The organism is Acinetobacter pittii (genome assembly GCF_034067285.1).
Lineage (GTDB): Bacteria > Pseudomonadota > Gammaproteobacteria > Pseudomonadales > Moraxellaceae > Acinetobacter > Acinetobacter pittii_E.
Genome location: NZ_CP139286.1, coordinates 2,637,006 through 2,660,210 on the forward strand (window position 1 = coordinate 2,637,006; position 23,205 = coordinate 2,660,210).

Here is a 23,205-nt window from a genome sequence, read left to right on the forward strand (position 1 = left end):
GAGGCATTGCTCTCCCCACCAGTTTCTTAGTTAATGACACCACTGATACCAACACGAACACTTGGTTCACCTTGTGAAGCTGCTGCAACACCACCAGTAATTGACCAACGACCATTATCAGAAGTCTTACGTAATGTCACACCAACTGCATTTTCACCGCCATGATATGCAGCACCTACTGCATAAGTATATTTACCTGCAACGAATGGTGCATTTTCTAAAGCCATAGCTGCAGCAATACCGGCATTGGCTTTTTTCTCAACATCATCAATACGTTTATTGGTGTCATAGAACACTTGTTGTAACTGGTCACCCAAGTTATTAATTTTATTACCAAGGTCTTGATTCGACTGGTTTAATGTGCCAATGGCATCATTAATATTGTTCTTACCAGTACCACCAATATTGTTAGTAGTGATTGAGCCATCGTTAGGGTCAATCGTGGTATTTCCACCAATACTATTCTTGATGCTTTCAGAGATTTTATGGATTTGCCCGCCATTTACAGCTTGGTTAGAATCCTTTTTAATTTCTCCATTTTTTACACCCTGTACAACACGGTTACCGTCTTTTCCAGCCATGTTAACGCTAGTACCACCGGTGTCTTTACCAACAGTAATTTCACCATTTTGTGTTTGCTGTTGAACCAGACCAGATTTACCTTTAGAGATGTTGTCAATATTGTTCTGAATGTTATTAATATCAGTCGAATTTTTATCGACTTGTTTCTGAACATTCCATAATTGACCACCATTAACCGCATCTTTAGAGCCTTTTTCGACTTTACCTTCAGCAACATTCTTCAGGTTGGTACCTTTATCCCCACCACCTAAAGTCACTGAGTTTTTATCGACATTGCCATTTTTATCTTTGTCATATTGGACAGCCTGATCAGATAGTTTGCCAACATCTTTGCCGATTTGATCTTTAACATCGTTAATCTGTTTGTCTAACTGACCTTTGTTCACTGCATCTTTAGCATTTACACCATCTGCAACATTGGTAATTTTCTTACCACCTGCATCAATGCCATTAACTGTAATGCTTGGGCCACCTTTGATGATTAAACCTTGTTGGTTCAAGACATGACCACCGACATTTACACTGTCGAATTTCACATCTTTAAGCATTTCAATTTTCACGCCATCTTCAGTTGTACGGGTAATAATGTTTTCACCGCTCGTTTTATCTTCAGCAGTTTTCGCATCAGCCCCACCAACAATATTCATGGTGTCGCCTAACTTACGATGCACCGCCTTACCATTGGTTGCCTTTTGATCATTTGCACCAAAGTTAAGACCTTTATTCGCCAGATCATTTACGCCATTAGTCACTTTGTCATCTACAGACTTAATTGCATCATGAACCGTGTTTTTACCCGTTCCACCAATATTCTGGGTAGTAATACTGCCATCAGAATTAACAACCGTATTCCCACCCATACTATTTTTGATGCTGTTAGAAATCTTATGAACCTGACTGCCATTCACAGCATCTTTAGAATTTTGCGCGATTACACCATCAGCTACATTCGTAATTTTCTTACTACCAGCATTAATGCCATCTTTGGTGATACTCGGGCCATTCTTAATGGTTAAACCATTATTATTGAGTACGCTATCACCAGTAGTCACGCTATCTAAAGTTAGATCTTTCTTGGTTGAGACTTCATAGTTTGTACTACCATCTTTATTAATAGTTTCTTTTACGACAAGGTTATTGCCTTCAGATACCGTGCTTTTTGCTTTAGTTGCAGTATTTTTAACTTCACTAATTGCATCATTAATATTGTTTTTACCTGTTCCACCAATATTATTGGTAGTCAGGCTGCCATCCGGATTAACAACCGTATTTCCGCCAATACTATTTTTGATACTGTTAGAAATCTTGTGAATCTGACTGCCATTTACTGCTTCTTTTGATGTCGCTGAAATATTGCCAGCTTTAACATTATCTAAAACCGTACCGTCCTTACCTTTTAAGGTAACCTTGTCTTTAGTTTTGACATCGTCATATTTCACTGCTGCATCATCAGTTGCATTTTGCTTAGCAGCAAGATTGTCCAACTGACCTTTGTTCACGGCATCTTTGACATTTACACCATCAGCTACATTGGTAACCTTCTTACCACCTGCATTGATACCATCTTTAGTGATGCTTGGACCTTCTTTAATCGTCAGACCATTATTGTTCAAGGTCGTATTGCCAGTCGTTACGCTGTCAAACTTCGAGTCTTTTAACAATTCAATCTGAATACCGTCTTTGGTCGTACGGGTAATAACATTCTCACCACTGGTTTTAGCTGCTGGCGTTGAAGCTGCTGCTCCACCCACAATGTTTAGCTTCTCACCTAATTTACGGTGTACGTCTGCTCCACTATTACCAGCAAAGTTCAAGCCCTTGTTTTCAAGCTCACTCTTGGTGCTGTCAATCTTGGTGTTCAGCTCAGACTTGGTGTCTCTAATCTGGGTCGTGAGCTGATCTTTTGTATTATTTAACTTGGTGTTAGTGTCCGTGATCTGGTTGCCCAAATCTTTCTTGGCATCATTCAGGTTCTTGTTGGTATCAGCAATCTGGTTACCCAAGTCTTTTTTCGTATCATTCAACTTGGTGTTGGTATCAGTAATCTTGCTGTCCAAACCGGTTTTAACTTTAGTTAACTGGTCAACGTTTACTGCATCTTTACCATTTACACCATCAGCTACATTGGTAATTTTCTTATTACCTGCATTGATGCCGTCTTTAGTGATGCTTGGACCTTCTTTAATCGTCAGACCATTATTGTTCAAAATCGTGTTGCCAGTCGTTACGCTGTCAAACTTCGAGTCTTTTAATAACTCAATCTGAATACCATCTTTGGTCGTACGGGTAATAACATTCTCACCACTGGTTTTAGCCGCTGGCGTTAAAGCTGCTGCTCCACCCACAATGTTTAGCTTCTCACCCAGTTTACGGTGTACGTCTGCTCCACTATTACCAGCAAAGTTCAAGCCTTTATCAGTAAGGTCATTTACACCGTTGGTTACTTTGTCATCTACAGATTTAATTGCATCATTAATATTGTTTTTACCTGTTCCACCAATATTATTGGTAGTCAGGCTGCCATCCGGATTAACAACCGTATTTCCGCCAATACTATTTTTGATACTGTTAGAAATCTTGTGAATCTGACTGCCATTTACTGCTTCTTTTGATGTCGCTGAAATATTGCCAGCTTTAACATTATCTAAAACCGTACCGTCCTTACCTTTTAAGGTAACCTTGTCTTTAGTTTTGACATCGTCATATTTCACTGCTGCATCATCAGTTGCATTTTGCTTAGCAGCAAGATTGTCCAACTGACCTTTGTTCACGGCATCTTTGACATTTACACCATCAGCTACATTGGTAACCTTCTTACCACCTGCATTGATACCATCTTTAGTGATGCTTGGACCTTCTTTAATCGTCAGACCATTATTGTTCAAGGTCGTATTGCCAGTCGTTACGCTGTCAAACTTCGAGTCTTTTAACAATTCAATCTGAATACCGTCTTTGGTCGTACGGGTAATAACATTCTCACCACTGGTTTTAGCTGCTGGCGTTGAAGCTGCTGCTCCACCCACAATGTTTAGCTTCTCACCTAATTTACGGTGTACGTCTGCTCCACTATTACCAGCAAAGTTCAAGCCCTTGTTTTCAAGCTCACTCTTGGTGCTGTCAATCTTGGTGTTCAGCTCAGACTTGGTGTCTCTAATCTGGGTCGTGAGCTGATCTTTTGTATTATTTAACTTGGTGTTAGTGTCCGTGATCTGGTTGCCCAAATCTTTCTTGGCATCATTCAGGTTCTTGTTGGTATCAGCAATCTGGTTACCCAAGTCTTTTTTCGTATCATTCAACTTGGTGTTGGTATCAGTAATCTTGCTGTCCAAACCGGTTTTAACTTTAGTTAACTGGTCAACGTTTACTGCATCTTTACCATTTACACCATCAGCTACATTGGTAATTTTCTTATTACCTGCATTGATGCCGTCTTTAGTGATGCTTGGACCTTCTTTAATCGTCAGACCATTATTGTTCAAAATCGTGTTGCCAGTCGTTACGCTGTCAAACTTCGAGTCTTTTAATAACTCAATCTGAATACCATCTTTGGTCGTACGGGTAATAACATTCTCACCACTGGTTTTAGCTGCTGGCGTTGAAGCTGCTGCTCCACCCACAATGTTTAGCTTCTCACCTAATTTACGGTGTACGTCTGCTCCACTATTACCAGCAAAGTTCAAGCCCTTGTTTTCAAGCTCACTCTTGGTGCTGTCAATCTTGGTGTTCAGTTCGGTTTTGGTATTCGTAATCGTATTGTTCAGCTCAGACTTGGTGTCTCTAATCTGAGTCGTGAGCTGATCTTTTGTATTATTTAGCTTGGTGTTGGTGTCCGTGATCTGGTTGCCCAAATCTTTCTTGGCATCATTCAGGTTCTTGTTGGTATCAGCAATCTGGTTACCCAAGTCTTTTTTCGTATCATTCAACTTGGTGTTGGTATCAGTAATCTTGCTGTCCAAACCGGTTTTAACTTTAGTTAACTGGTCAACGTTTACTGCATCTTTACCATTTACACCATCAGCTACATTGGTAATTTTCTTATTACCTGCATTGATGCCGTCTTTAGTGATGCTTGGACCTTCTTTAATCGTCAGACCATTATTGTTCAAAATCGTGTTGCCAGTCGTTACGCTGTCAAACTTCGAGTCTTTTAATAACTCAATCTGAATACCATCTTTGGTCGTACGGGTAATAACATTCTCACCACTGGTTTTAGCTGCTGGCGTTGAAGCTGCTGCTCCACCCACAATGTTTAGCTTCTCACCTAATTTACGGTGTACGTCTGCTCCACTATTACCAGCAAAGTTCAAGCCCTTGTTTTCAAGCTCACTCTTGGTGCTGTCAATCTTGGTGTTCAGTTCGGTTTTGGTATTCGTAATCGTATTGTTCAGCTCAGACTTGGTGTCTCTAATCTGAGTCGTGAGCTGATCTTTTGTATTATTTAGCTTGGTGTTGGTGTCCGTGATCTGGTTGCCCAAATCTTTCTTGGCATCATTCAGGTTCTTGTTGGTATCAGCAATCTGGTTACCCAAATCAGTTTTCGTATCATTAAACTTCTGATTTAAATTTGTAATATTTTGGGTATTTTGATTAACACGACCATCCACATTTTTAAGCTGACGAACTGTAACCGCATCTGAGTCTGCTGACCCATCTTCAACATTGGTAACACGGCGCTCTTTTCCTGCGGAACCAACAGAGATCACACCATTAGACATAGATGCGTCGCGATTTGTAAGAAATGAATTTCCTTTAGCTTGGGTTGCAACAGCATCTTGGCCAAGCGCAACACTATTTTCAGCTTCTACTCGGCTACGTGCACCTAACGCAACACCACCACTCACCATAGACTGAGCATTTTGGCCTACAGCAACAGCGTTTTCTTGATCAGCAATTGCACCACCACCAATTGCGGCTGAGTTTTTACCTGCAGCTTTAGCATTTTTACCAATAGCTGCTGCATTGTCACCCGTTGCTTGAGCACCACTACCAATTGCAGCTGAGCTATTTCCAGTTGCTTTCGCCCCTTCACCAGGATTGTTACCTGAACCAATTGCTGTTGAATTTATACCTGAAGCGAATGAGTTAATCCCCATTGCCGAAGCACCATCACCAGTAGCTTGTGCAACAGCACCAAATGCAGCTGCACCTTTACCAGAGGCATTTGACATGACACCAAATGCAGAGGAAGCATCGCCAGTCGCTTTAGAAGTCATACCAAAAGCAGAAGAAAATGCACCTGTACCTACAGCCTGAACACCAACAGCTGTTGAACCATGATTGGCTTCTGTTGTTGGATATTGACCAGCTTTAAGTACACCACCCGTAATTTCAGTATAAGTTTTACTTAATTCAGCATCACGTGCGATTTTATCAACATCATCACCACCAATTGCTACAGATGAGTTACCACGGGCAATCACGTCTGCACCAATCGAAATAGACTGATCTCCAATTGCTTTGGTCTGATCACCAATCGCAATCGATTGATTACTATTGACCCCTTCAGCACCTTTGGTCGATGCGTTACGGCCAATAGCTACATCACCACGACCTACGGATTGGCTACTACTTCCCATTGAAATAGCACCAGAACCTGAAGCTTGTGCATTCCCACCTACTGCTACTGCATCACGCCCCCTTGCAGAAGCATTAACACCCACTGCAATAGAATTAAGTCCAGTAGCGCCATCATTTTCAAAGTTGCCGCCTTGCTGACCATAATCATTAATACTGACATAGTGGGTACGAGCAGCTTTTAGCTGACGAATTGTAGCGGCATCTGAATCAGCTGCACCATCCGCAACATTCTGAATACGGCGTTCATTACCAACATCACCAACAGACAATACACCAGTTGGTGCAGGTTTTTTAGTTAAAAAACTTGCGCCAGTTGCTTGAGTTGCCTTTGAATCTTTACCCAGAGCAATACTATTTTCTGCTTCTGAACGAGCCCCTTTGCCGATGGCAACCCCACCTTCATAAGCTGCTTCAGCTTGGTCACCAATTACAACGGCATTATCTTTTTGAGCTTTTGCCCCAGTACCAATTGCTACTGACTTTTTACCTTTTGACTCTGAAAAAGCACCAAGCGCTAAAGCATTTTCTTCTGTAGCAACAGCACCGCCACCAAATGCAATTGAATCTTTACCTGTGGCTTTCGTTGCCATTTTAGGTTGATAAGCTGCGCCAGCTTGCCCCGCCACAGCATCTGCATTTTCAATATCAGGTGAACCAATAGCAATTGAGCGATAACCTTCTGCTGTTGCAGAGTGGCCAATCGCTAATGACCCCTTACCTGTCGCTGCTGCTACGTTACCAATTGCTTGTGAAAAATCAGCAGTTGCAGCTGACTGACGCCCAACTGCAAGAGCAGTGTTTCCAGAAGATAATGCTCCAGTGCCAATGGCAACCCCTGAAATACCTTGAGTCGTTGCATAAGAACCAATTGCGGTTCCCAAGCCTTTCTCAACTACGGCTCCCGTACCAACACTCACAGATCCTCCTTGTTTAAGTGCTCCTGCATAAGGACCTGTTGTGTTGTTATATGGGTTATTACGGTTTGCAATATTTGAGCTTGTTCTATCTTGAGTTTGAGCTCCACAACCAATAGCAATATCTTTTGTATTTGCAGTATTAGCACCACCCTCACGACAAGAAGTAGTACCGGAAATAGAAGTTCCGGCCCCAAGTCCTCCCTCTGTATTTGTCGCTGCAAAAGCAGTAGCAGAAAAACTAATTGCTCCCACAAAAATAGCAGCCGATACATTTAAAGTTTTTGATTTAGTCTTTGTTTTACCTTTCGCAAGTTCAGATGTTGCAACCCATGCTCCGATCGAAGCATTCCAAACTACTTTATATACTTTATTCATAAAACTTCTCAGACAAATATCAAAAACAAAGACTCCTAAAAATGTTGTTAAAAAACATTTTTAGTTTTTTTGTGAGCGGAAAAAAGAGGCGGCATCCTAATGGAATAATTTTTTAAGGTAAATGTAGAGTTGGGGAAATTGAGCAAAAACGAGACACATATCACAAAATAATAGAATTAATACAAATATTAAGCATTTGATTATTATTAAAAAAAGAGAAATAAAGACTAAAATGTATCTAAATGTTAGCATTAAGTAACATTAGGTAACTATAGAATATATACTCTAAAAAAATAAAAATTAATAACTATAAATTAGTTTATATAAATAATTTATTTTCCAATTAATATACAAATGCTCTTTTAATTAAAATATTCAATTTTATTTATTAATAAAAAATAAAAAGCTAACAATATATGCACTAGAGATGGTTTATTATCTCACCACATTAGACTATATACTCTAAAAACTATTAATTAAGATTAAGCAAAATAATAAATTTTAAATACACTATTTTAGTGATTGTTATAAATTACCCAAACACATCTATAAACTTTTATCTTAGCATTAGCTACTTTCTTCTATAGCGTTTTTTTCATTCAATAAAAACTATTAAATAATAACCCTAAGCACATGACTTTAGTAAAAAATATAGATAAGATTATTAAATTTAGATGCTTTATTGATATCAAAATAGTTTTATTGTTCAACTCTATTAAACCAATGATTTTCTTATTTTTTCAAAAAAAGTTGACTAAATTAGTCATTTTTTCCACATTTTCTCTAGTAAGGCCCTTGTAATTTTTAAAATACACATCACTATAAAAAACATGGCAACCTCGTTGTCACTCATTAGGAGTGCCCATGTCTGAACTTATTATGAATGAAAAAACTGACTTAGAGCCTCAGGTTCCAAGTGTATTACCACTTTTAGCGTTGCGCGATGTCGTGGTTTATCCACACATGCAAATTGCGTTATTCGTGGGTCGTGAAAAATCGATCAATGCAGTTGATGTGGCTCGTAACAGTGACAATTTAGTATTTGTAGTTGCGCAAAAAGATTCGCTTACAGAAGAAATTGATCACGATAACCTTTATCAGTACGGAACTGTCGCTAAGATTGTTCAAGTCGTAAATCATGAGAATGATGAAAACTGTATTAAAGTACTTATTGAAGGTTTACATCGCTCTAAACTTGAAAAAATTATCGATGAAGATAGTCATTTGACTGCTGAGCACAGCTTAAGTCCAATGACAATTAACGTAGATAAAGCTACTCAAGAAACTCGTTTGCAAGAGTTACGTACTTTATTTGCTCAATATGCTGAAGCAAAATTACGTAATGCGCGTGAACTCGTTGCTGCGGCTAATAAAATTGAAGACTTGCTACAGCTCATGTTCTTCGTAGCAACACGTGTGCCTCTAAATATTGAAATTAAACAGAAGTTTTTAGAGTACGATGAGTTTGAAGCACATTTGCAAGAGCTGATGAACTACTTGGTAAATCAATCTGCAGAACAGCAAATTGAACAAACTTTGCATGACAGCGTAAAACGCCAAATGGAAAAAAACCAACGTGAATACTTTCTAAATGAAAAAATGAAAGTCATTCAACGTGAACTTTCCGACATGAATGGCGGTGCTGAAGATGACGTTGCTGAAATAGAGAAACGTCTTGCTGAAGCTGATTTACCTGAACACGTACGTAAAAAAGCTGAAGCTGAGTTCCGTAAGCTTAAAGCAATGCAACCTGCCTCTAGTGAAGCTGCTGTTGTACGTAACTATCTAGAAGTAATTTTAGATACGCCGTGGAATAAAGCGAGCAAAGTAAGTATTAACCTTGCCAAAGCACAGGAAATTCTCGATACCGATCACTACGGCTTAGATGACGTTAAAGATCGTATTGTTGAATACTTAGCTGTTCAGTCACGTGTTAAAAAGCTCAAAGGTCCAATTCTATGTTTAGTAGGCCCTCCGGGTGTAGGTAAAACTTCACTTGGTGAGTCTGTAGCGAAAGCAACAGGTCGTGAGTTTGTTCGTATGGCACTCGGTGGTGTACGTGACGAAGCTGAAATTCGTGGTCACCGTCGTACTTATATTGGTGCGATGCCAGGTAAAATCGTGCAATCTTTAACAAAAGTTGGCGTGAAGAACCCATTGTTCTTACTCGACGAAATTGACAAGATGGCACAAGACTACCGTGGCGATCCTGCTTCTGCATTGCTTGAAGTATTAGATCCATCACAAAACAATAAGTTCAACGATCACTATTTAGATCTTGATCTTGACCTATCTGAAGTGATGTTTATCTGTACTGCAAACAGTATGAATATTCCAGAAGCATTGCTAGACCGTATGGAAGTGATTCGTCTACCGGGTTATACCGAAGATGAAAAAGTTAACATTGCTGAACGTTACCTTGTTCCAAAAGCAATTAAGAACAATGGACTACGTGCAAAAGAGTTAACAATCCATGAAGAAGCGATTCGTGACATTGTTCAACGCTACACACGTGAAGCTGGTGTACGTAATTTAGAACGTGAAGTGTCTAAAATTGCACGTAAGGTAGTAAAAGAAGCCGTAAGTAAAAAGTCTAAAAACTTACAGCTTGATGTGACTTCTGCCAATCTTCCAGAATACTTAGGTCCACACAAGTTTGACTTTGGTATTGCAGAAGATGAAGCTCAAGTAGGACGCGTCAATGGTCTAGCTTGGACATCTGTAGGTGGTGAGTTACTTACTATTGAAGTTGCAGCTGTAAAAGGTAAAGGTAAATTCATTACGACCGGTTCACTCGGCGACGTTATGAAAGAATCTATTACTACAGCAATGACTTTAGTACGTACACGCGCTGATGAATTAGGTATTGAAGCTTCTCGTTTTGAAGAAACTGATGTACATGTTCACTTACCTGAAGGTGCAACACCAAAAGATGGCCCATCTGCTGGTTTAGCATTAACAACTGCGCTTGTATCAGCATTTACAGGTATTGCAATTCGTCCTGATATTGCAATGACTGGTGAAACAAGCTTAGGTGGTCGTGCAATGCGTATTGGTGGCTTAAAAGAAAAACTTCTTGCAGCACACCGCGGTGGAATCAAGCTTGTCTTTATTCCTCAAGATAACGTTCGTGACTTGGCAGAAATTCCTGCGAATGTTAAAGAAGGTTTGGAAATCAAAGCTGTGAAAAGTATTGATGACATCTTACCTTTAGCATTAGTTTCGATGCCAAAACCTTTGCCTAAAACACCGATTGTGAAACCGGTGGAAGGTTCAAAAGCAGCACGTCACTAATTAAAAATAAAAAAGAGAGAGCTTCGGCTCTCTTTTTTTTGTTACACAATTTGATTGAAAAATATCCAACCATCCTCATAATAGGTATTAAGAGTATTTAATTACTTTAAGTATTCTTCGTTATCTCTTCTTTTATAGATAACCTTGTTTTTATTCTCTATGATCATCTGAACTCCAGACAGATGATCATTTGATCGCAGTCCAACACAGTTTTTTGGACTGCGTTTTTTATGCCTGTCTTTTAAGATCATCAGATGTTTTCATTCCTCAGGTATAATGCGCCAGCTGTTTTTGAATGAATAGATAATATGAAAATTCGTATTCTGACCATTGGTCAAAAAATGCCTGCTTGGGTTCTTACTGGTTTTGAAGATTATTTCAAACGCATCCAACCTTTTGTTCAAACCCAAGTCATTGAACTGCCTATGGCCAAACGTGGTAAGAATGATTCAGAAGCAGATATTTTAAAATATTGCCAAGTTGAAGGTGAAAGTATTTTAAATACTTTAAAACCGAATGAAACTTTAATTGCACTAGAAGTTGGTGGTCGTGAACTCAGTACAGAAAAACTAGCTGAGACAATGAAACAGTGGATGCTTGAAGGTAATGATGTAGCTCTCGCAATTGGCGGCCCAGATGGTTTATCAGATCAAGTACGTAAAGCTGCCGCATGGCATTGGTCACTTTCAAAACTTACGATGCCTCACCCTTTGGTACGTGTTTTATTAATCGAGCAACTATATCGGGCGATGAGTATTAATCATAATCACCCTTATCATCGTGCATAAAAGGAACAAACGTTTCATTTTAAGAACAATCCGTTGAAATCTGGATACTTTTAACATGTCCTGATTTTGGCATAATAACTATTATTCTGCTTTTCAAATCAGGTGTAATGAAATGGAACTACAAACGCTTCCCGGATTGTTTATTTCCCATGGCTCGCCCATGCTTGCACTTGATCCGGAACAGGTGGGACCTGCTCTACACCGTTTAGGTATAAATCTGCCTATACCAAAAGCAATTATCGTGATGTCTGCGCACTGGGAAAGCAAAGCACTTGAAGTGAGCATTTCAACTCGTCCTGAAACGTGGCATGACTTCCGCGGATTTCCTAAAGAGTTATATGAAATTCGCTATAGTGCACCAGGCCAACCAGAACTTGCAGAAGAAATCTTAAAATTATTAGCAGATGCTCACTTTGTTGCACATGCCAATAGTACACGTCCTCGTGATCATGGTGTATGGATGCCTCTATTGCACATGTACCCTGATGCAGACATTCCCGTGGTTGAAATTTCTTTGCCATCAAATTTAAGTTCGCAAGAAATTTATCGTATAGGACAAACACTAGCCCCTTTACGTGATAAACAAATTTTACTCATTGGTTCGGGAAGTATTACCCATAATCTTGCAGAGTTATCTTGGCAAGGAGACCACTCTAAAGTTCCTGAATGGGCATCGACGTTTAGAAATACAGTGGTTAATAAGCTTTCACATCAAGATTATGATGGCGTATTGGAGTGGCAATCACTGCCGTATGTAAAACGCAATCACCCTAGCCTTGAACATTTTGCACCTTTGTTCTTTGCTATGGGTACAGGCAATCGTTTTACGATTGTTCATAGTAGCTTCACAATGGGTTCATTAGGAATGGACATTTATCGTTTTGATTAATTATTAGCAAATACCCCGTTTTCGGGGTATACCATTATTTTTGTTGAAAATTCGAATAATTTACAAACTTATACATTTTAAAAACCGAAACAATCAAATGTTTACATTTTCTTTTTTTAAGAATGTTTTAAGCTTATTACTGTTGTTTTTTTACTTGAAGTTTTTAAATGAAAATTAAATATTTAATTCTTGCGTTGTTACCTTTTTCTTTGATGGCGTGTCAAACAGTTACTAATACTCCTGCTCCAATTGTATCTGAGCAACAACAAAACCTTGCAAGCACTTTAGGTGAATATGCATGGACTTATCAAAATGTAAAAGCTTCTAAGCCACTTATTCTTAACTTTAGTGCAGATGGTAAATTAGCAATCAATACAGGTTGTAATGGCCAAGGCGGTACTTGGAAAGTTGAAGGTAACCAACTTGTTACTTCGAATCTTGTTTCAACGATGATGGCTTGCCAAGATGATTTAATGAAACAAGAGCAACTTTCTACTAGCCTCTTTAATGAAGCGAAGTTACCAATCGAAATTAGCAACAATAATGGTCAGGTGATTTTAAGCGTGACAGATAAAACTGGACAAAAGCACATTTTCCAAGGTCAAAAAGCAGTAAATACTCAAGCTTTAACAGACTACTCTTGGTCATATCAGCCTGAAAATACTAAAAAACCAATTGTTCTTAACTTTACAAATGACCGTTTATCTATCGCAACGGGTTGTAACCGCCAAGGAACAACTTGGAAAGTTGAAAACAATACCATCGTAACAGCTGACGTAATGTCGACGATGATGGCGTGTGAACCTGCTTTAATGAAACAGGAACAATTTTCTAGCAGCCTATTCCAAAAACGTGCAATTCCGTTTGAACTCAATACAACAAATGCTGATCAACCAACATTGACAGTGTCTGATGCTCAAGGCCAAAAATATACCTTTACTGGTAAAATGACACCTGAAGCAAAATATCAATCTGAAGGAAAAACTATTTTCCTTGAAGTAGCTCCACAAACTAAATCTTGTACGGGTGTTGCACCACAAACTTGTATGCAAGTTCGTGAAGTCAAATATGATGACAAAGGCGTTAAAACTTACGCTGACAAAAACTGGTCATTATATTATGGTCAAATCGAAGGTTTTGAACATAAACCAGATCAACGCGTAATTTTGCGTGTAAAACGTTTTGACGTAAAAAACCCAGCAGCAGATCAATCTAGTCAAGCAGATGTATTAGATATGGTTGTAGAGCAAGAGTTAGTTAAGAAACCTAAAAAATAAGTTTTTAAACTAAAAAAATCCGATGCTTTTGCATCGGATTTTTTTATTTCTATATTTTAATAGATGCCTTGTGCAAGCATCGCATCAGCAACTTTTACAAAGCCAGCAATATTGGCACCGTCTACATAATTCACAGTACCGTCTTCCTTGGTACCATATCTTACACAGTTAGCATGAATATTTTTCATAATTGCATGTAGACGCTCATCGACTTCAGCATGTGTCCAGCTTAAACGAATTGCATTCTGAGACATTTCTAAACCAGATGTTGCTACACCACCCGCATTTGAAGCTTTTCCTGGTGCATACAAAATTTTAGCTTCGATAAAGTGTTCAACTGCTTCAAGTGTAGATGGCATATTAGCCCCTTCAGCTACACAAACTACACCATTTGCAATAAGCGTTTTAGCATCTTCACCTGTTAATTCATTTTGTGTAGCACATGGTAAAGCAATATCAACAGGAATATGCCAAGGTGTTTTTCCTTCAAAATATTCAAAACCATGCTTAGAAGCAAACTCGGAAATACGACCACGTTTAATATTTTTCAGTTCCATGACTTCGGCAAGTAACTCATCTGTAAAACCATTTTTTACATAAACTGTGCCGTTTGAGTCCGACAAGGTAACCACTTTTGCCCCTAAGAACATGGCTTTCTCTGCTGCATATTGAGCAACATTACCAGAACCTGAAACTGAAACAGTTTTACCGGCAAAAGACTGTCCACGTGCTTTTAGCATTTCTTCTGCAAAATAAACCGTACCATAGCCTGTAGCTTCTGGACGCATTAAGCTACCACCAAATGAAATGCCCTTACCAGTAAAAACACAAGCGGTGTCGTTACTCAGCTTTTTCATCATGCCCGCCATATAACCGACTTCACGTGCACCCACGCCAATGTCACCCGCAGGGATATCCGTATTTGATCCTAAATGACGATAAAGCTCAATCATGAGTGCCTGACAAAATCGCATAATTTCAGCATCAGATTTACCTTTAGGGTTAAAATCTGAACCACCTTTACCACCGCCCATTGGTAAAGTAGTAAGTGAATTTTTAAAAGTCTGCTCAAAACCTAAAAATTTTAAAATAGATAGGTTGACCGATGAATGGAAACGCATACCACCTTTGAATGGACCAATTGCTGAATTGTATTGAACGCGGAAAGCACGGTTAACTTGAGTCTGACCTTGATCATCCATCCATGAAACGCGAAATTGAATCACACGTTCTGGCTCAACCAAACGTTCTAGCAATCCCTGCTCTGCATATTCTGGATTTTTTTCAATAAATGGCCACAAACTTGTCATCACTTCTTCGACAGCTTGCAAGAACTCAGGTTGATGCGGATCACGCGCTTGCACGTAATTCAGGAATTCATTCAGATTGTTGTATTTCAATGCACGGTCCTCAGCATAGTAATGAATTAAATTGGTGCAATACATTTTTAAATGCATCATTTAGCAGCAAAATATTAAATCCCTTTCCATCAATTTTAACAATACTTATTTTAAATTATTTTATTTACCTTAATTATCAAAAAGTTATTTTTAGAAAAACTACTTAAAAATAAGAAATATTAATTTATCTTTTCATTTTTATTGATCTATTATTGTGCAATATTGGCTACATTTTAGGTCAATCAAAAAGCCAATAAATTCGTTAAAATCCATTGACCTTACTTAGGTTTTTCTTCATTATCGCATCGTTTTAACCAAGCTATTTGCCCACTATGAATTCATCTATTTCTCTCATACGCGAGATTGATGCGTTATTACCACAGACTCAGTGTGGTTTATGTGGACATCGTGATGGATGTCTACCCTACGCAAAGTCGATTGCTGAAGGTGAAGAAGCAAATAAATGTGTTCCAGGTGGCCAACCTGTAGCCGATGCACTCGCAAATCTATTAAATCGCCCTGTGTTAACCGCTGAAACTAGCGTATGGCCTGTACAAGCCGATGGCCGCCCACAGCGAATGAAAGCAATTATTCGTGAGGATGAATGTATTGGTTGCACCAAGTGTATTAGTGCTTGCCCTGTAGATGCTATTATTGGAAGTGGTAAGCTCATGCATACCATTTTGACGGATTTATGTACGGGCTGTGAGTTATGCATTCCACCTTGTCCAGTCGATTGTATTGATCTGGTCGAAGACACCCAAGCATTACCAAATGAACAACAGCGTATTGCTGAGCAAAATGGCTTAAGACAACGTTATTACGCACACATTCAACGAGAAGAAAAGCGTCGTACTCACCGTAAAGGGCCTGTAGTACGTGCTGAAATTGATACCCAATTATTTGCTCAGTTTTCTCAGGCACTTGATGAAGTACCATCAATTGAACTCATCGAGAAAACTAAAGAAGTTGTATCGACTGATGCGAAAACTACAATTGAGTTAGCGAAAATTCGTACACAAATTAAGAAACTGGAAAAACAGCTCAGTGTTCGTGAAGATGCCAAAAAGCGTCTTCAACTTGAAGAACTGCAACAGCAACTCATGCAATTACAGGAGGTCTGAATGGCCGTCAAGAATATGACGAAAAAGCAGATTCAAATTTTCTTTGAACGTCTTCGCGAACAACGACCTTCACCTCAAACAGAATTAAAATATTCCTCTCCATTTGAGCTACTTATTGCAGTTATGTTGTCAGCTCAAGCGACCGACGTAAGTGTTAATAAAGCAACAGATAAGCTCTACCCTGTGGCGAATACCGCCGAAAAAATCTATAACTTAGGCGTAGATGGGTTAAAAGAATATATCAAGACAATTGGCCTCTATAACGCAAAAGCCGAAAATGTCATTAAGACCTGTAAGATTTTAATGGAGCAGTTTAACGGCGAAGTGCCAAGCAACCGAAAAGACTTAGAAGCTTTACCGGGTGTGGGGCGTAAAACAGCCAACGTAGTTTTAAATACGGCATTCGGACAACCGACTATGGCTGTCGATACCCATATTTTCCGTGTGGGGAATCGAACTGGTTTAGCAATAGGTAAAAATGTTCTTGAGGTTGAGCACCGTTTAGTAAAGGTCATTCCTAAAGAATTTATTATAGATGCACACCACTGGCTGATATTACATGGTCGTTACTGTTGTATTGCCCGTAAACCTAAATGTGCGGAATGTGTAGTTGCAGATGTCTGTAACTGGCCTGATCGCTTTGAATTTGGCGCACAAAAGCAAATTGCCATTAAAAATATTGAAGCTTAAAAATATGGTTGGGTATAGGGACATACCCAATCAAACTTACTTTAGACGCTTTTTCTCATTGCGCTCTTCTTTCGCTTGTTTTTGTACCTGTCTTAGCATTTTGTAGCTTTGAAAAGCCAAAAATATTAATAGTGCTAGACTCAGCAATACCACCAAAATCAATATGACTTTCATATTGTTCTCCTGCACTTAAGGAAAGAAAAGAGCCCTCACAAAGAGGGCTCATTATCACAAACAATATTAAATTATTTGTCTAAGATGTTGAACAAATCTTTTTGTACATCTTCAATTGTACGCAAACCATCAAGCTTGTCATAAGTTGGCGCATTTTCACCAGAAGCAGCACGGCCTTGGTAGAAACCAACCAATTGCTCTGTTTCAGTGTGATAAGACGCTAAACGCTTACGGATTGTTTCTTCTTGGTCATCTGGACGTTGAACAAGGTCTTCACCAGTTTCATCATCTTTACCTTCCACTTTAGGTGGATTGTATACAGTGTGATAAACACGACCAGAAGCTGGATGCTGACGACGACCAGAAAGACGTTTTACGATTTCTTCATCAGGAACATCAATTTCAATCACGTGATCGATGCTAATCCCTTCTTTTTCCAGAGCTTCAGCTTGTGGAATAGTACGTGGGAAACCATCGAAAATGCAGCCATTTGCACAGTCAGGTTGAGCAATACGTTCTTTTACTAAACCGATAATAAGTTCATCTGAAACCAAACCACCAGATTCCATTACACTTTTAGCTTTTAGACCTAATTCAGTACCTTCACGAATCGCAGCACGGAGCATATCACCGGTTGAAATTTGTGGGACATTGTAGCGCTTACAGATCAACTGAGCCTGAGTCCCTTTGCCTGCTCCAGGTGGTCCGAGTAAAATAATGCGCATAAAAAACATCCTCATTTAAAACAATGAATATGAAGTCCGGCAGAAAAAGTCTCGTTAATCTTCAATAGATCCTGCCTGACATCGAATTATAAGAAAGCCACAAACAAATGTATTGTACCAGCAATAAATCCGGTTACCCCACCTAGTACAATAAGAATCCATTCATCCTCCTGAAATGCAGGACGCAATAAATTCTGAAATTCTTTTGGTGTCAGTTCGCGAATACGCTCTTTAAACATTTGAAAAATCTTCTGTGCCCGGCTTGCGTTCAGTGCTGGGTCACATACGGGTCCCATCGTAATTTCAATTGAACGATCAATCAAGTCCGTCTTTAATCTTGCGTACTCTCTTGGCCCTAAAGAAAGCTGTAAAGAGGTGCGAACTAATGGTGTTTCCATGATTTCGTTAATATGACGCTTGACAATACGACGGGTTTTATCTTTACGCGGCCCATACATCATTTCGGTCATAATTGATTTTAACGTAATCAGATCTTCTGTAACCACACTAGAAAACACATCTGAAACTTCCTCTTGACGCTTCATAAAAGCACCTTGGACATTATAGGTCCCAATTCGAAGAACTGGTACAATCCAAGGAAACTTACGATCTTTTGTTAATCTAAAAATTTGTGGGTAACGAATATAATGCGGTTCAATTGGGTTAAATACCATCCAGATTGCGATCCAGTTGGTTAAAAAGCCCCAAATTGCAGCCCAAAATGGTACTGTCCAGTGCCATGGTACGACAAACCAAACCACCATTTGGAAAATACCAAAAAACATTCCAATTAGTGCACTAATATGCCAAATAAAGTTAATTTCTTTTTGACCAACTTTTAAGAACATACGTACCATTAAACGGCGATCACCTTCCATCTGGCTCACCACCATTTCACGCATATTAACCAGTGACTCAACGTTCATGGTCAGCTCAGTCACTAATTCTTTTAACACACCCGGCAATTGTTTATGTGCTTGAGCATAAATACGGCGTTTAATTGAATAGGGCAAGTTTTCCCAAAGTACAGCATTACGGTCGATCATGACTTCATCAATGAGATGTTCAAGTTCAAAACCAACTTGTTCACCAATAATGCGTGCCATATCTTCAGGATCCATTGCTTCTAAAAATTCACGCAATGAACCTAATTTAGATAAAGTGTTATCGGTAATAATACCTGAGATACGTCCTGCTTTACGTGGCACGATACCTTGCCAACCTACTGGCAATGGTCCTAAATGGAATCCCCAAAACTTAATTGGGTAAAATACCATTTTTAAAGCCATCCACACATGTGCCCATGTGACAAAAGCCGTTACGGGAATAATACTCAAAACGGCCCAAAAATCAGGTCTGTGTAAAAAGATCTGCCACAATCCACTGACGTACTCTAACATGTAAGACTCTCGTATTTATTTGTGCTCTGCTTATGGCGAGTTAACGATAAACTGCTTTGTTTTATAAACCAAAACTTAGAGAATAAGAAAATTGAATTTGTGGTTTAGTATCTGCAGCAACATTTCCGTTCTGGTCAGTTAATTTTTCAGCCGCACCGATACCTACACTAAAAGTGCTAATTCTTTCCGAATTTAACCACACATAGGCCAAATCAACACCCGCACCTAAACGGGATTTAAAATCACCATCGACTTCTTTACTATCAAGATGCCCAGCATAGAAACCGATATAGTAACCATTTTTGTCTGTACCAGTAAGATAATAAGGATATCTAAAACCAACTTGTCCACCGGCAGTTTTGTCACCATTCAAAAATGCACCGGCTTTTGCATAAGCAATCCCATATGGGTTTACCCATTCACCATTAAGATGTAATAATTTTTGAGTAACTCCGGCACCGACATTCCAAGTAGATGCTTTATGATCTGCTAATTTTGCTTCTGGAAGAAACGAGTAGTCTTGAGCATAGGCCCAATTACTTACCGTCAAAACTGCAAGTAAGGGATAAATTTTTCTCATTATTTTCTCCATTTTCCCTAATCGTATGGTGAGAACAACCCTATTCTATTGAATGAGAGACTTTAACAGAATTATTTTGCTTCTTATATACAAGTATCTAGAATTTTGTTGTCTGCAAAGTCAAAAAGTATCTTATTAAAATACAATGAAACTTTGAAAATTATGCAATATTTTAAACGCTCTTGCGTTAGAATAAGCAGCTATTTTTCTTACCCTATGTCATTAAGTCGATCCTTATGAAGCAGCACTTTCCTTTAAAAGATATCCAGCAAGAAAAGCGCATTTATCGAGGACGAATCTTTTTTGCCGTAGGTCTTGTTATCGTTTGCTTATTAGTGCTGATTAGCCGATACGCTTATCTGCAAATTTTCCACTATGACGAATTCTCAACTGCATCCGACAAAAACCGAATTCGCTTGCAGCCACTTCCACCTGCTCGTGGTTATATCTATGACAGAAATGGTGTCTTACTGGCAGATAACTACCCTGTTTTTACAGCAACTTTAAGTAAAACAGACGTAGAAGATGTTGATGGTGTGGTTGAACAACTACAACCTATTTTGGATTTAACACAAGAAGATATTGATCGTTTTAAAAGTCGTATAAAAACTGCCCGTAAAACTGAACGTGTGGCAATTAAACTTAATTTGACTGAAGCAAATATTGCCAAATTTAGTGAGGCTAAATATAAATTTCCGGGTGTAAGAATTGAGACACAAATGACCCGTTATTATCCACATGGTGAATTATTTGCACATGTGATTGGTTATGTCGGGCGTATCAACGATAAAGAACTAAAAAGTATTGATAAAGACTTATATGCTGGAACCAACCTGATTGGGAAGATTGGTGTTGAAAGAAGCTACGAAGATTTACTGCACGGTACACCCGGTTATGAATCTGTTGAGGCAGATGCCCATAGCAACGTATTACGCCATTTAGGCCGTAAAGACCCTACCCGCGGTAATGACCTCTATTTATCTTTAGATTACGGTTTACAAGTTGTCGCATCTCAACAGCTTGCAGGTCGTCGTGGAGCTATTGTCGCCATCGACCCTCGTACTGGCGAAATTCTAGCATTAGTGTCTAGCCCAAGCTTCAACCCTAATTTGTTTGTGACAGGAATTAGCCATACTGACTATAGTTCACTGCGTGATAATTTAGATCAACCGCTTTATAACCGCGCTGTACAGGGTGTATATCCGCCCGGTTCTACCATTAAGCCAATGGAAGCTATGGGTGGTTTACACTACGGCATAGTGGACTGGTCAACAGCAATTTCTGACCCCGGTTATTTCCACCTACCAGGTGATTCACATAAATTCCGTGACTGGAAAAAATCTGGTCATGGCATCGTCAACATGCATAAAGCCATTATTATGTCATGTGATACCTATTTCTATATTCTTGCCCATCAAATGGGTATTGATCAAATGAACCAATGGATGCGTCAATTCGGGTTTGGTCAAAAAACAGGTGTCGATTTACCAAGTGAAAGTGAAGGTCTTTATCCAAATCCTGAATGGAAAATGCGTACGCGTAAAGCGAAATGGATGAAGGGTGAAACTATTTCAGTCAGTATTGGGCAAGGTGCTTTTACAGCCACTCCGATACAACTTGCCATGGCAACTGCAATTACGGCAAACCATGGTTCCCATGTTACGCCTCATGTTTTACGCGCAACTCATGGTGCAAAACCATTTACCGTACGTAATGCACCTGACGGCAAAATTAACTTTAACGGAACCGATGAAGACTGGATTCAAATGCGCGATGCCATGATTGATGTAATTCAGTCAGGTACTGGTAGAGGTATTCGCACTCCTCTATATCAAATTGCAGGAAAAACAGGAACAGCACAGGTTAAGAGTATTGCGCAAGGTAAACGCTATAACGAAGCAGCCTTGAGCGAACGTCAGCTTGATCATGGTTTATTCGTTGGATTTGCCCCTGCCGATAAACCTGAAATCGCGATTGCCGTGATTTGGGAGAACGGCCGTCATGGTGGTTCTGCTGCACAACTTGCACGACCTGTATTTGATTACTGGCTATTAACGCGTAAGAAAAATCCGATTCGCCCAGCAAATCACCAAGTCAATGGTGGACTAATGACAGCAGGAATTAAACCTGGTGAACTGCCAAGCGGCGGGGAAAGTTCTAGTCCAGCACCAGTGACTTCAAACAAGCCTGCAGCAGCATCAACACCACAAACGACTCCTGCTCGTCCTGCTACCAATGAGGTCGATGAATAATGAAAAATCAATTACGCATTATTGGAGGCGAATGGAAAAGACGAGTACTTCCCTTCGCTAGCATTGATGGTTTACGTCCAACTCCGGATAGAGTACGTGAAACTCTGTTTAACTGGCTCATGTGGGATATCCAAAATGCTCAGGTTCTCGACATTTGTACAGGCTCTGGTGCATTAGGTTTTGAGGCATTGTCACGCGGGGCTGCTTCGGTTTATATGATTGAACCCGATAAGACGCAGGCAAAATTTTTAAAAGATAATATTGAACTCTTAAAAGCCCAAAACTGTCATTTGATTAATGCAACTGCTCAACAAGCTTTACCGCGTTTAAAAGAACAGTTTGATGTGGTTTTTTTAGATCCACCTTATAGTCTTGATTTATGGCAAGAGCTATCTAACTTGGCCGAGCCACATATTAAAAAAAATGGATATATTTATGTTGAAGCTGACCGAGATTTATCTCAGCTTCATCTTCCTACAACATGGCAACAGGTTAAAACAACAAAAGCTGGTACAGTTCACGCAGGGCTTTACCAAAAAATAAACCAATAAAAAGGTAGCGTTAAGCTACCTTTTTCGCTAAAAGCTTTAATTAACTCAAACCAATCACTGCAACAACTGCTGCACAGGCACCAACAATTTTTTTGCCATAGGGCACATATCGTGTAAGCGCAGCACCCAATGCTAATCCACCACAATAAATTAAAGCCATAGCTGAAATCATACCAGTTACTAATGCCACGATATGCCCTGCGTGTGCTAACTCAACCCCATGAGCAATACCATGGAAGCTTGCAAGTAATGCCGCCGCTATAGGTAAAACCTTATTCGATTTTGTCCATAATGCAATTGCTGTAACCACTAAAGAAGCCACAATACCGTATTCAGCAACATTTACAGGGACTAAGCCTTGAGCACCTACTAAGAACCCTACAATTAAGGTCACGCTTAAAGTAATAACTCCAGCAATTTTCCACTGCTTAGCCGCTGACCACAATAAGACACCAAAACCCAAGGCCATGACTAAATGATCTAAGCCAGTAAAGGGATGAATAAAGCCTGCCATGAATCCTGAATGTACGTGATCATGTCCTGGATGGGCCATTGCAAGTGCTGGCAATAAAGCAAGTAACCCTATGCCCCATTTTTTTATGAAGTTCAT

General features: G+C 39.4%; 15 protein-coding genes. 8 read left to right on the forward strand and 7 right to left on the reverse strand.

Features of this window, described 5'->3' with window-relative positions:
• Positions 1-26 precede the first annotated feature (26 nt).
• On the reverse strand, positions 27-7,451 hold the full coding sequence (gene ata, locus SOI81_RS12505; protein WP_320540862.1) for a trimeric autotransporter adhesin Ata: 7,425 nt from the start codon (positions 7,449-7,451) through the stop codon (positions 27-29).
• Between the two features lie 864 nt (positions 7,452-8,315).
• Here ata and lon point away from each other — a divergent pair.
• From lon to hslJ, 4 genes are all read left to right on the forward strand, one after another.
• The gene (gene lon / locus SOI81_RS12510; protein ID WP_016141871.1) at positions 8,316-10,745 is read left to right on the forward strand and encodes an endopeptidase La; all 2,430 of its coding nucleotides are present in this window, start codon (positions 8,316-8,318) and stop codon (positions 10,743-10,745) included.
• Positions 10,746-11,053: 308 nt separating this feature from the next.
• The gene (gene rlmH, locus SOI81_RS12515) at positions 11,054-11,533 is read left to right on the forward strand and encodes a 23S rRNA (pseudouridine(1915)-N(3))-methyltransferase RlmH (RefSeq protein WP_320540863.1); all 480 of its coding nucleotides are present in this window, start codon (positions 11,054-11,056) and stop codon (positions 11,531-11,533) included.
• Between the two features lie 112 nt (positions 11,534-11,645).
• Positions 11,646-12,422, forward strand: coding sequence for a DODA-type extradiol aromatic ring-opening family dioxygenase (locus tag SOI81_RS12520; RefSeq protein WP_016141873.1), 777 nt, complete (start codon positions 11,646-11,648; stop codon positions 12,420-12,422).
• Between the two features lie 167 nt (positions 12,423-12,589).
• Positions 12,590-13,699 (forward strand): META and DUF4377 domain-containing protein, encoded by a 1,110-nt coding sequence (hslJ, locus tag SOI81_RS12525; protein ID WP_016141874.1) that lies wholly within the window; start codon positions 12,590-12,592, stop codon positions 13,697-13,699.
• 56 nt (positions 13,700-13,755) lie between these two features.
• Here the strand turns inward: hslJ and gdhA are convergent, their stop codons facing one another.
• Positions 13,756-15,159, reverse strand: coding sequence for an NADP-specific glutamate dehydrogenase (gene gdhA / locus SOI81_RS12530; protein WP_320540864.1), 1,404 nt, complete (start codon positions 15,157-15,159; stop codon positions 13,756-13,758).
• A gap of 272 nt (positions 15,160-15,431) precedes the next feature.
• On the opposite strand from gdhA, the gene rnfB reads away from it, so the two are divergent.
• Positions 15,432-16,223, forward strand: coding sequence for an RnfABCDGE type electron transport complex subunit B (gene rnfB / locus SOI81_RS12535; RefSeq protein ID WP_320540865.1), 792 nt, complete (start codon positions 15,432-15,434; stop codon positions 16,221-16,223).
• Positions 16,224-16,913, forward strand: coding sequence for an endonuclease III (gene nth, locus SOI81_RS12540; RefSeq protein WP_016141877.1), 690 nt, complete (start codon positions 16,224-16,226; stop codon positions 16,911-16,913).
• A 36-nt stretch (positions 16,914-16,949) separates the two neighbouring features.
• Here the strand turns inward: nth and SOI81_RS12545 are convergent, their stop codons facing one another.
• From SOI81_RS12545 to SOI81_RS12560, 4 genes are all read right to left on the reverse strand, one after another.
• Positions 16,950-17,087 carry a hypothetical protein gene (locus tag SOI81_RS12545; protein WP_334311806.1) on the reverse strand — a complete coding sequence of 46 codons (138 nt, stop codon included), beginning with the start codon at positions 17,085-17,087 and terminating at the stop codon, positions 16,950-16,952.
• 71 nt (positions 17,088-17,158) lie between these two features.
• Positions 17,159-17,812 (reverse strand): adenylate kinase, encoded by a 654-nt coding sequence (gene adk, locus SOI81_RS12550; protein ID WP_002117671.1) that lies wholly within the window; start codon positions 17,810-17,812, stop codon positions 17,159-17,161.
• 86 nt (positions 17,813-17,898) lie between these two features.
• A complete protein-coding gene (locus SOI81_RS12555) occupies positions 17,899-19,212 on the reverse strand; it encodes a hypothetical protein (RefSeq protein WP_016141879.1) in 1,314 nt (437 codons plus the stop codon).
• A gap of 61 nt (positions 19,213-19,273) precedes the next feature.
• Entirely contained in the window at positions 19,274-19,792 is a 519-nt protein-coding gene (locus tag SOI81_RS12560; protein WP_108008629.1) for a hypothetical protein, read from the reverse strand.
• A 236-nt stretch (positions 19,793-20,028) separates the two neighbouring features.
• Here SOI81_RS12560 and mrdA point away from each other — a divergent pair, with 236 nt between their 5' ends.
• Both mrdA and rsmD read left to right on the forward strand, forming a co-directional pair.
• On the forward strand, positions 20,029-22,044 hold the full coding sequence (gene mrdA / locus SOI81_RS12565; RefSeq protein ID WP_320540866.1) for a penicillin-binding protein 2: 2,016 nt from the start codon (positions 20,029-20,031) through the stop codon (positions 22,042-22,044).
• Positions 22,044-22,595, forward strand: coding sequence for a 16S rRNA (guanine(966)-N(2))-methyltransferase RsmD (gene rsmD, locus SOI81_RS12570; RefSeq protein WP_320540867.1), 552 nt, complete (start codon positions 22,044-22,046; stop codon positions 22,593-22,595). The genes mrdA and rsmD overlap by 1 nt, the downstream gene beginning before the upstream one ends.
• Positions 22,596-22,635: 40 nt before the next feature.
• Here rsmD and ureJ read toward each other — a convergent pair whose 3' ends face one another.
• Entirely contained in the window at positions 22,636-23,205 is a 570-nt protein-coding gene (gene ureJ, locus SOI81_RS12575; protein ID WP_320540868.1) for a HupE/UreJ family protein, read from the reverse strand.

Excerpts from the sequence above, each read along its gene's own strand:
- lon (WP_016141871.1), top strand. The coding sequence starts at position 8,316 with ATGTCTGAACTTATTATGAATGAAAAAACTGACTTAGAGCCTCAGGTT.
- adk (WP_002117671.1), bottom strand. The coding sequence starts at position 17,812 with ATGCGCATTATTTTACTCGGACCACCTGGAGCAGGCAAAGGGACTCAG.
- SOI81_RS12520 (WP_016141873.1), top strand. The coding sequence starts at position 11,646 with ATGGAACTACAAACGCTTCCCGGATTGTTTATTTCCCATGGCTCGCCC.
- gdhA (WP_320540864.1), bottom strand. The coding sequence starts at position 15,159 with ATGATGCATTTAAAAATGTATTGCACCAATTTAATTCATTACTATGCT.
- rsmD (WP_320540867.1), top strand. The coding sequence starts at position 22,044 with ATGAAAAATCAATTACGCATTATTGGAGGCGAATGGAAAAGACGAGTA.
- ata (WP_320540862.1), bottom strand. The coding sequence starts at position 7,451 with ATGAATAAAGTATATAAAGTAGTTTGGAATGCTTCGATCGGAGCATGG.
- nth (WP_016141877.1), top strand. The coding sequence starts at position 16,224 with ATGGCCGTCAAGAATATGACGAAAAAGCAGATTCAAATTTTCTTTGAA.
- SOI81_RS12555 (WP_016141879.1), bottom strand. The coding sequence starts at position 19,212 with ATGTTAGAGTACGTCAGTGGATTGTGGCAGATCTTTTTACACAGACCT.
- hslJ (WP_016141874.1), top strand. The coding sequence starts at position 12,590 with ATGAAAATTAAATATTTAATTCTTGCGTTGTTACCTTTTTCTTTGATG.
- SOI81_RS12545 (WP_334311806.1), bottom strand. The coding sequence starts at position 17,087 with ATGAAAGTCATATTGATTTTGGTGGTATTGCTGAGTCTAGCACTATTA.
- mrdA (WP_320540866.1), top strand. The coding sequence starts at position 20,029 with ATGAAGCAGCACTTTCCTTTAAAAGATATCCAGCAAGAAAAGCGCATT.
- rnfB (WP_320540865.1), top strand. The coding sequence starts at position 15,432 with ATGAATTCATCTATTTCTCTCATACGCGAGATTGATGCGTTATTACCA.
- rlmH (WP_320540863.1), top strand. The coding sequence starts at position 11,054 with ATGAAAATTCGTATTCTGACCATTGGTCAAAAAATGCCTGCTTGGGTT.
- SOI81_RS12560 (WP_108008629.1), bottom strand. The coding sequence starts at position 19,792 with ATGAGAAAAATTTATCCCTTACTTGCAGTTTTGACGGTAAGTAATTGG.
- ureJ (WP_320540868.1), bottom strand. The coding sequence starts at position 23,205 with ATGAACTTCATAAAAAAATGGGGCATAGGGTTACTTGCTTTATTGCCA.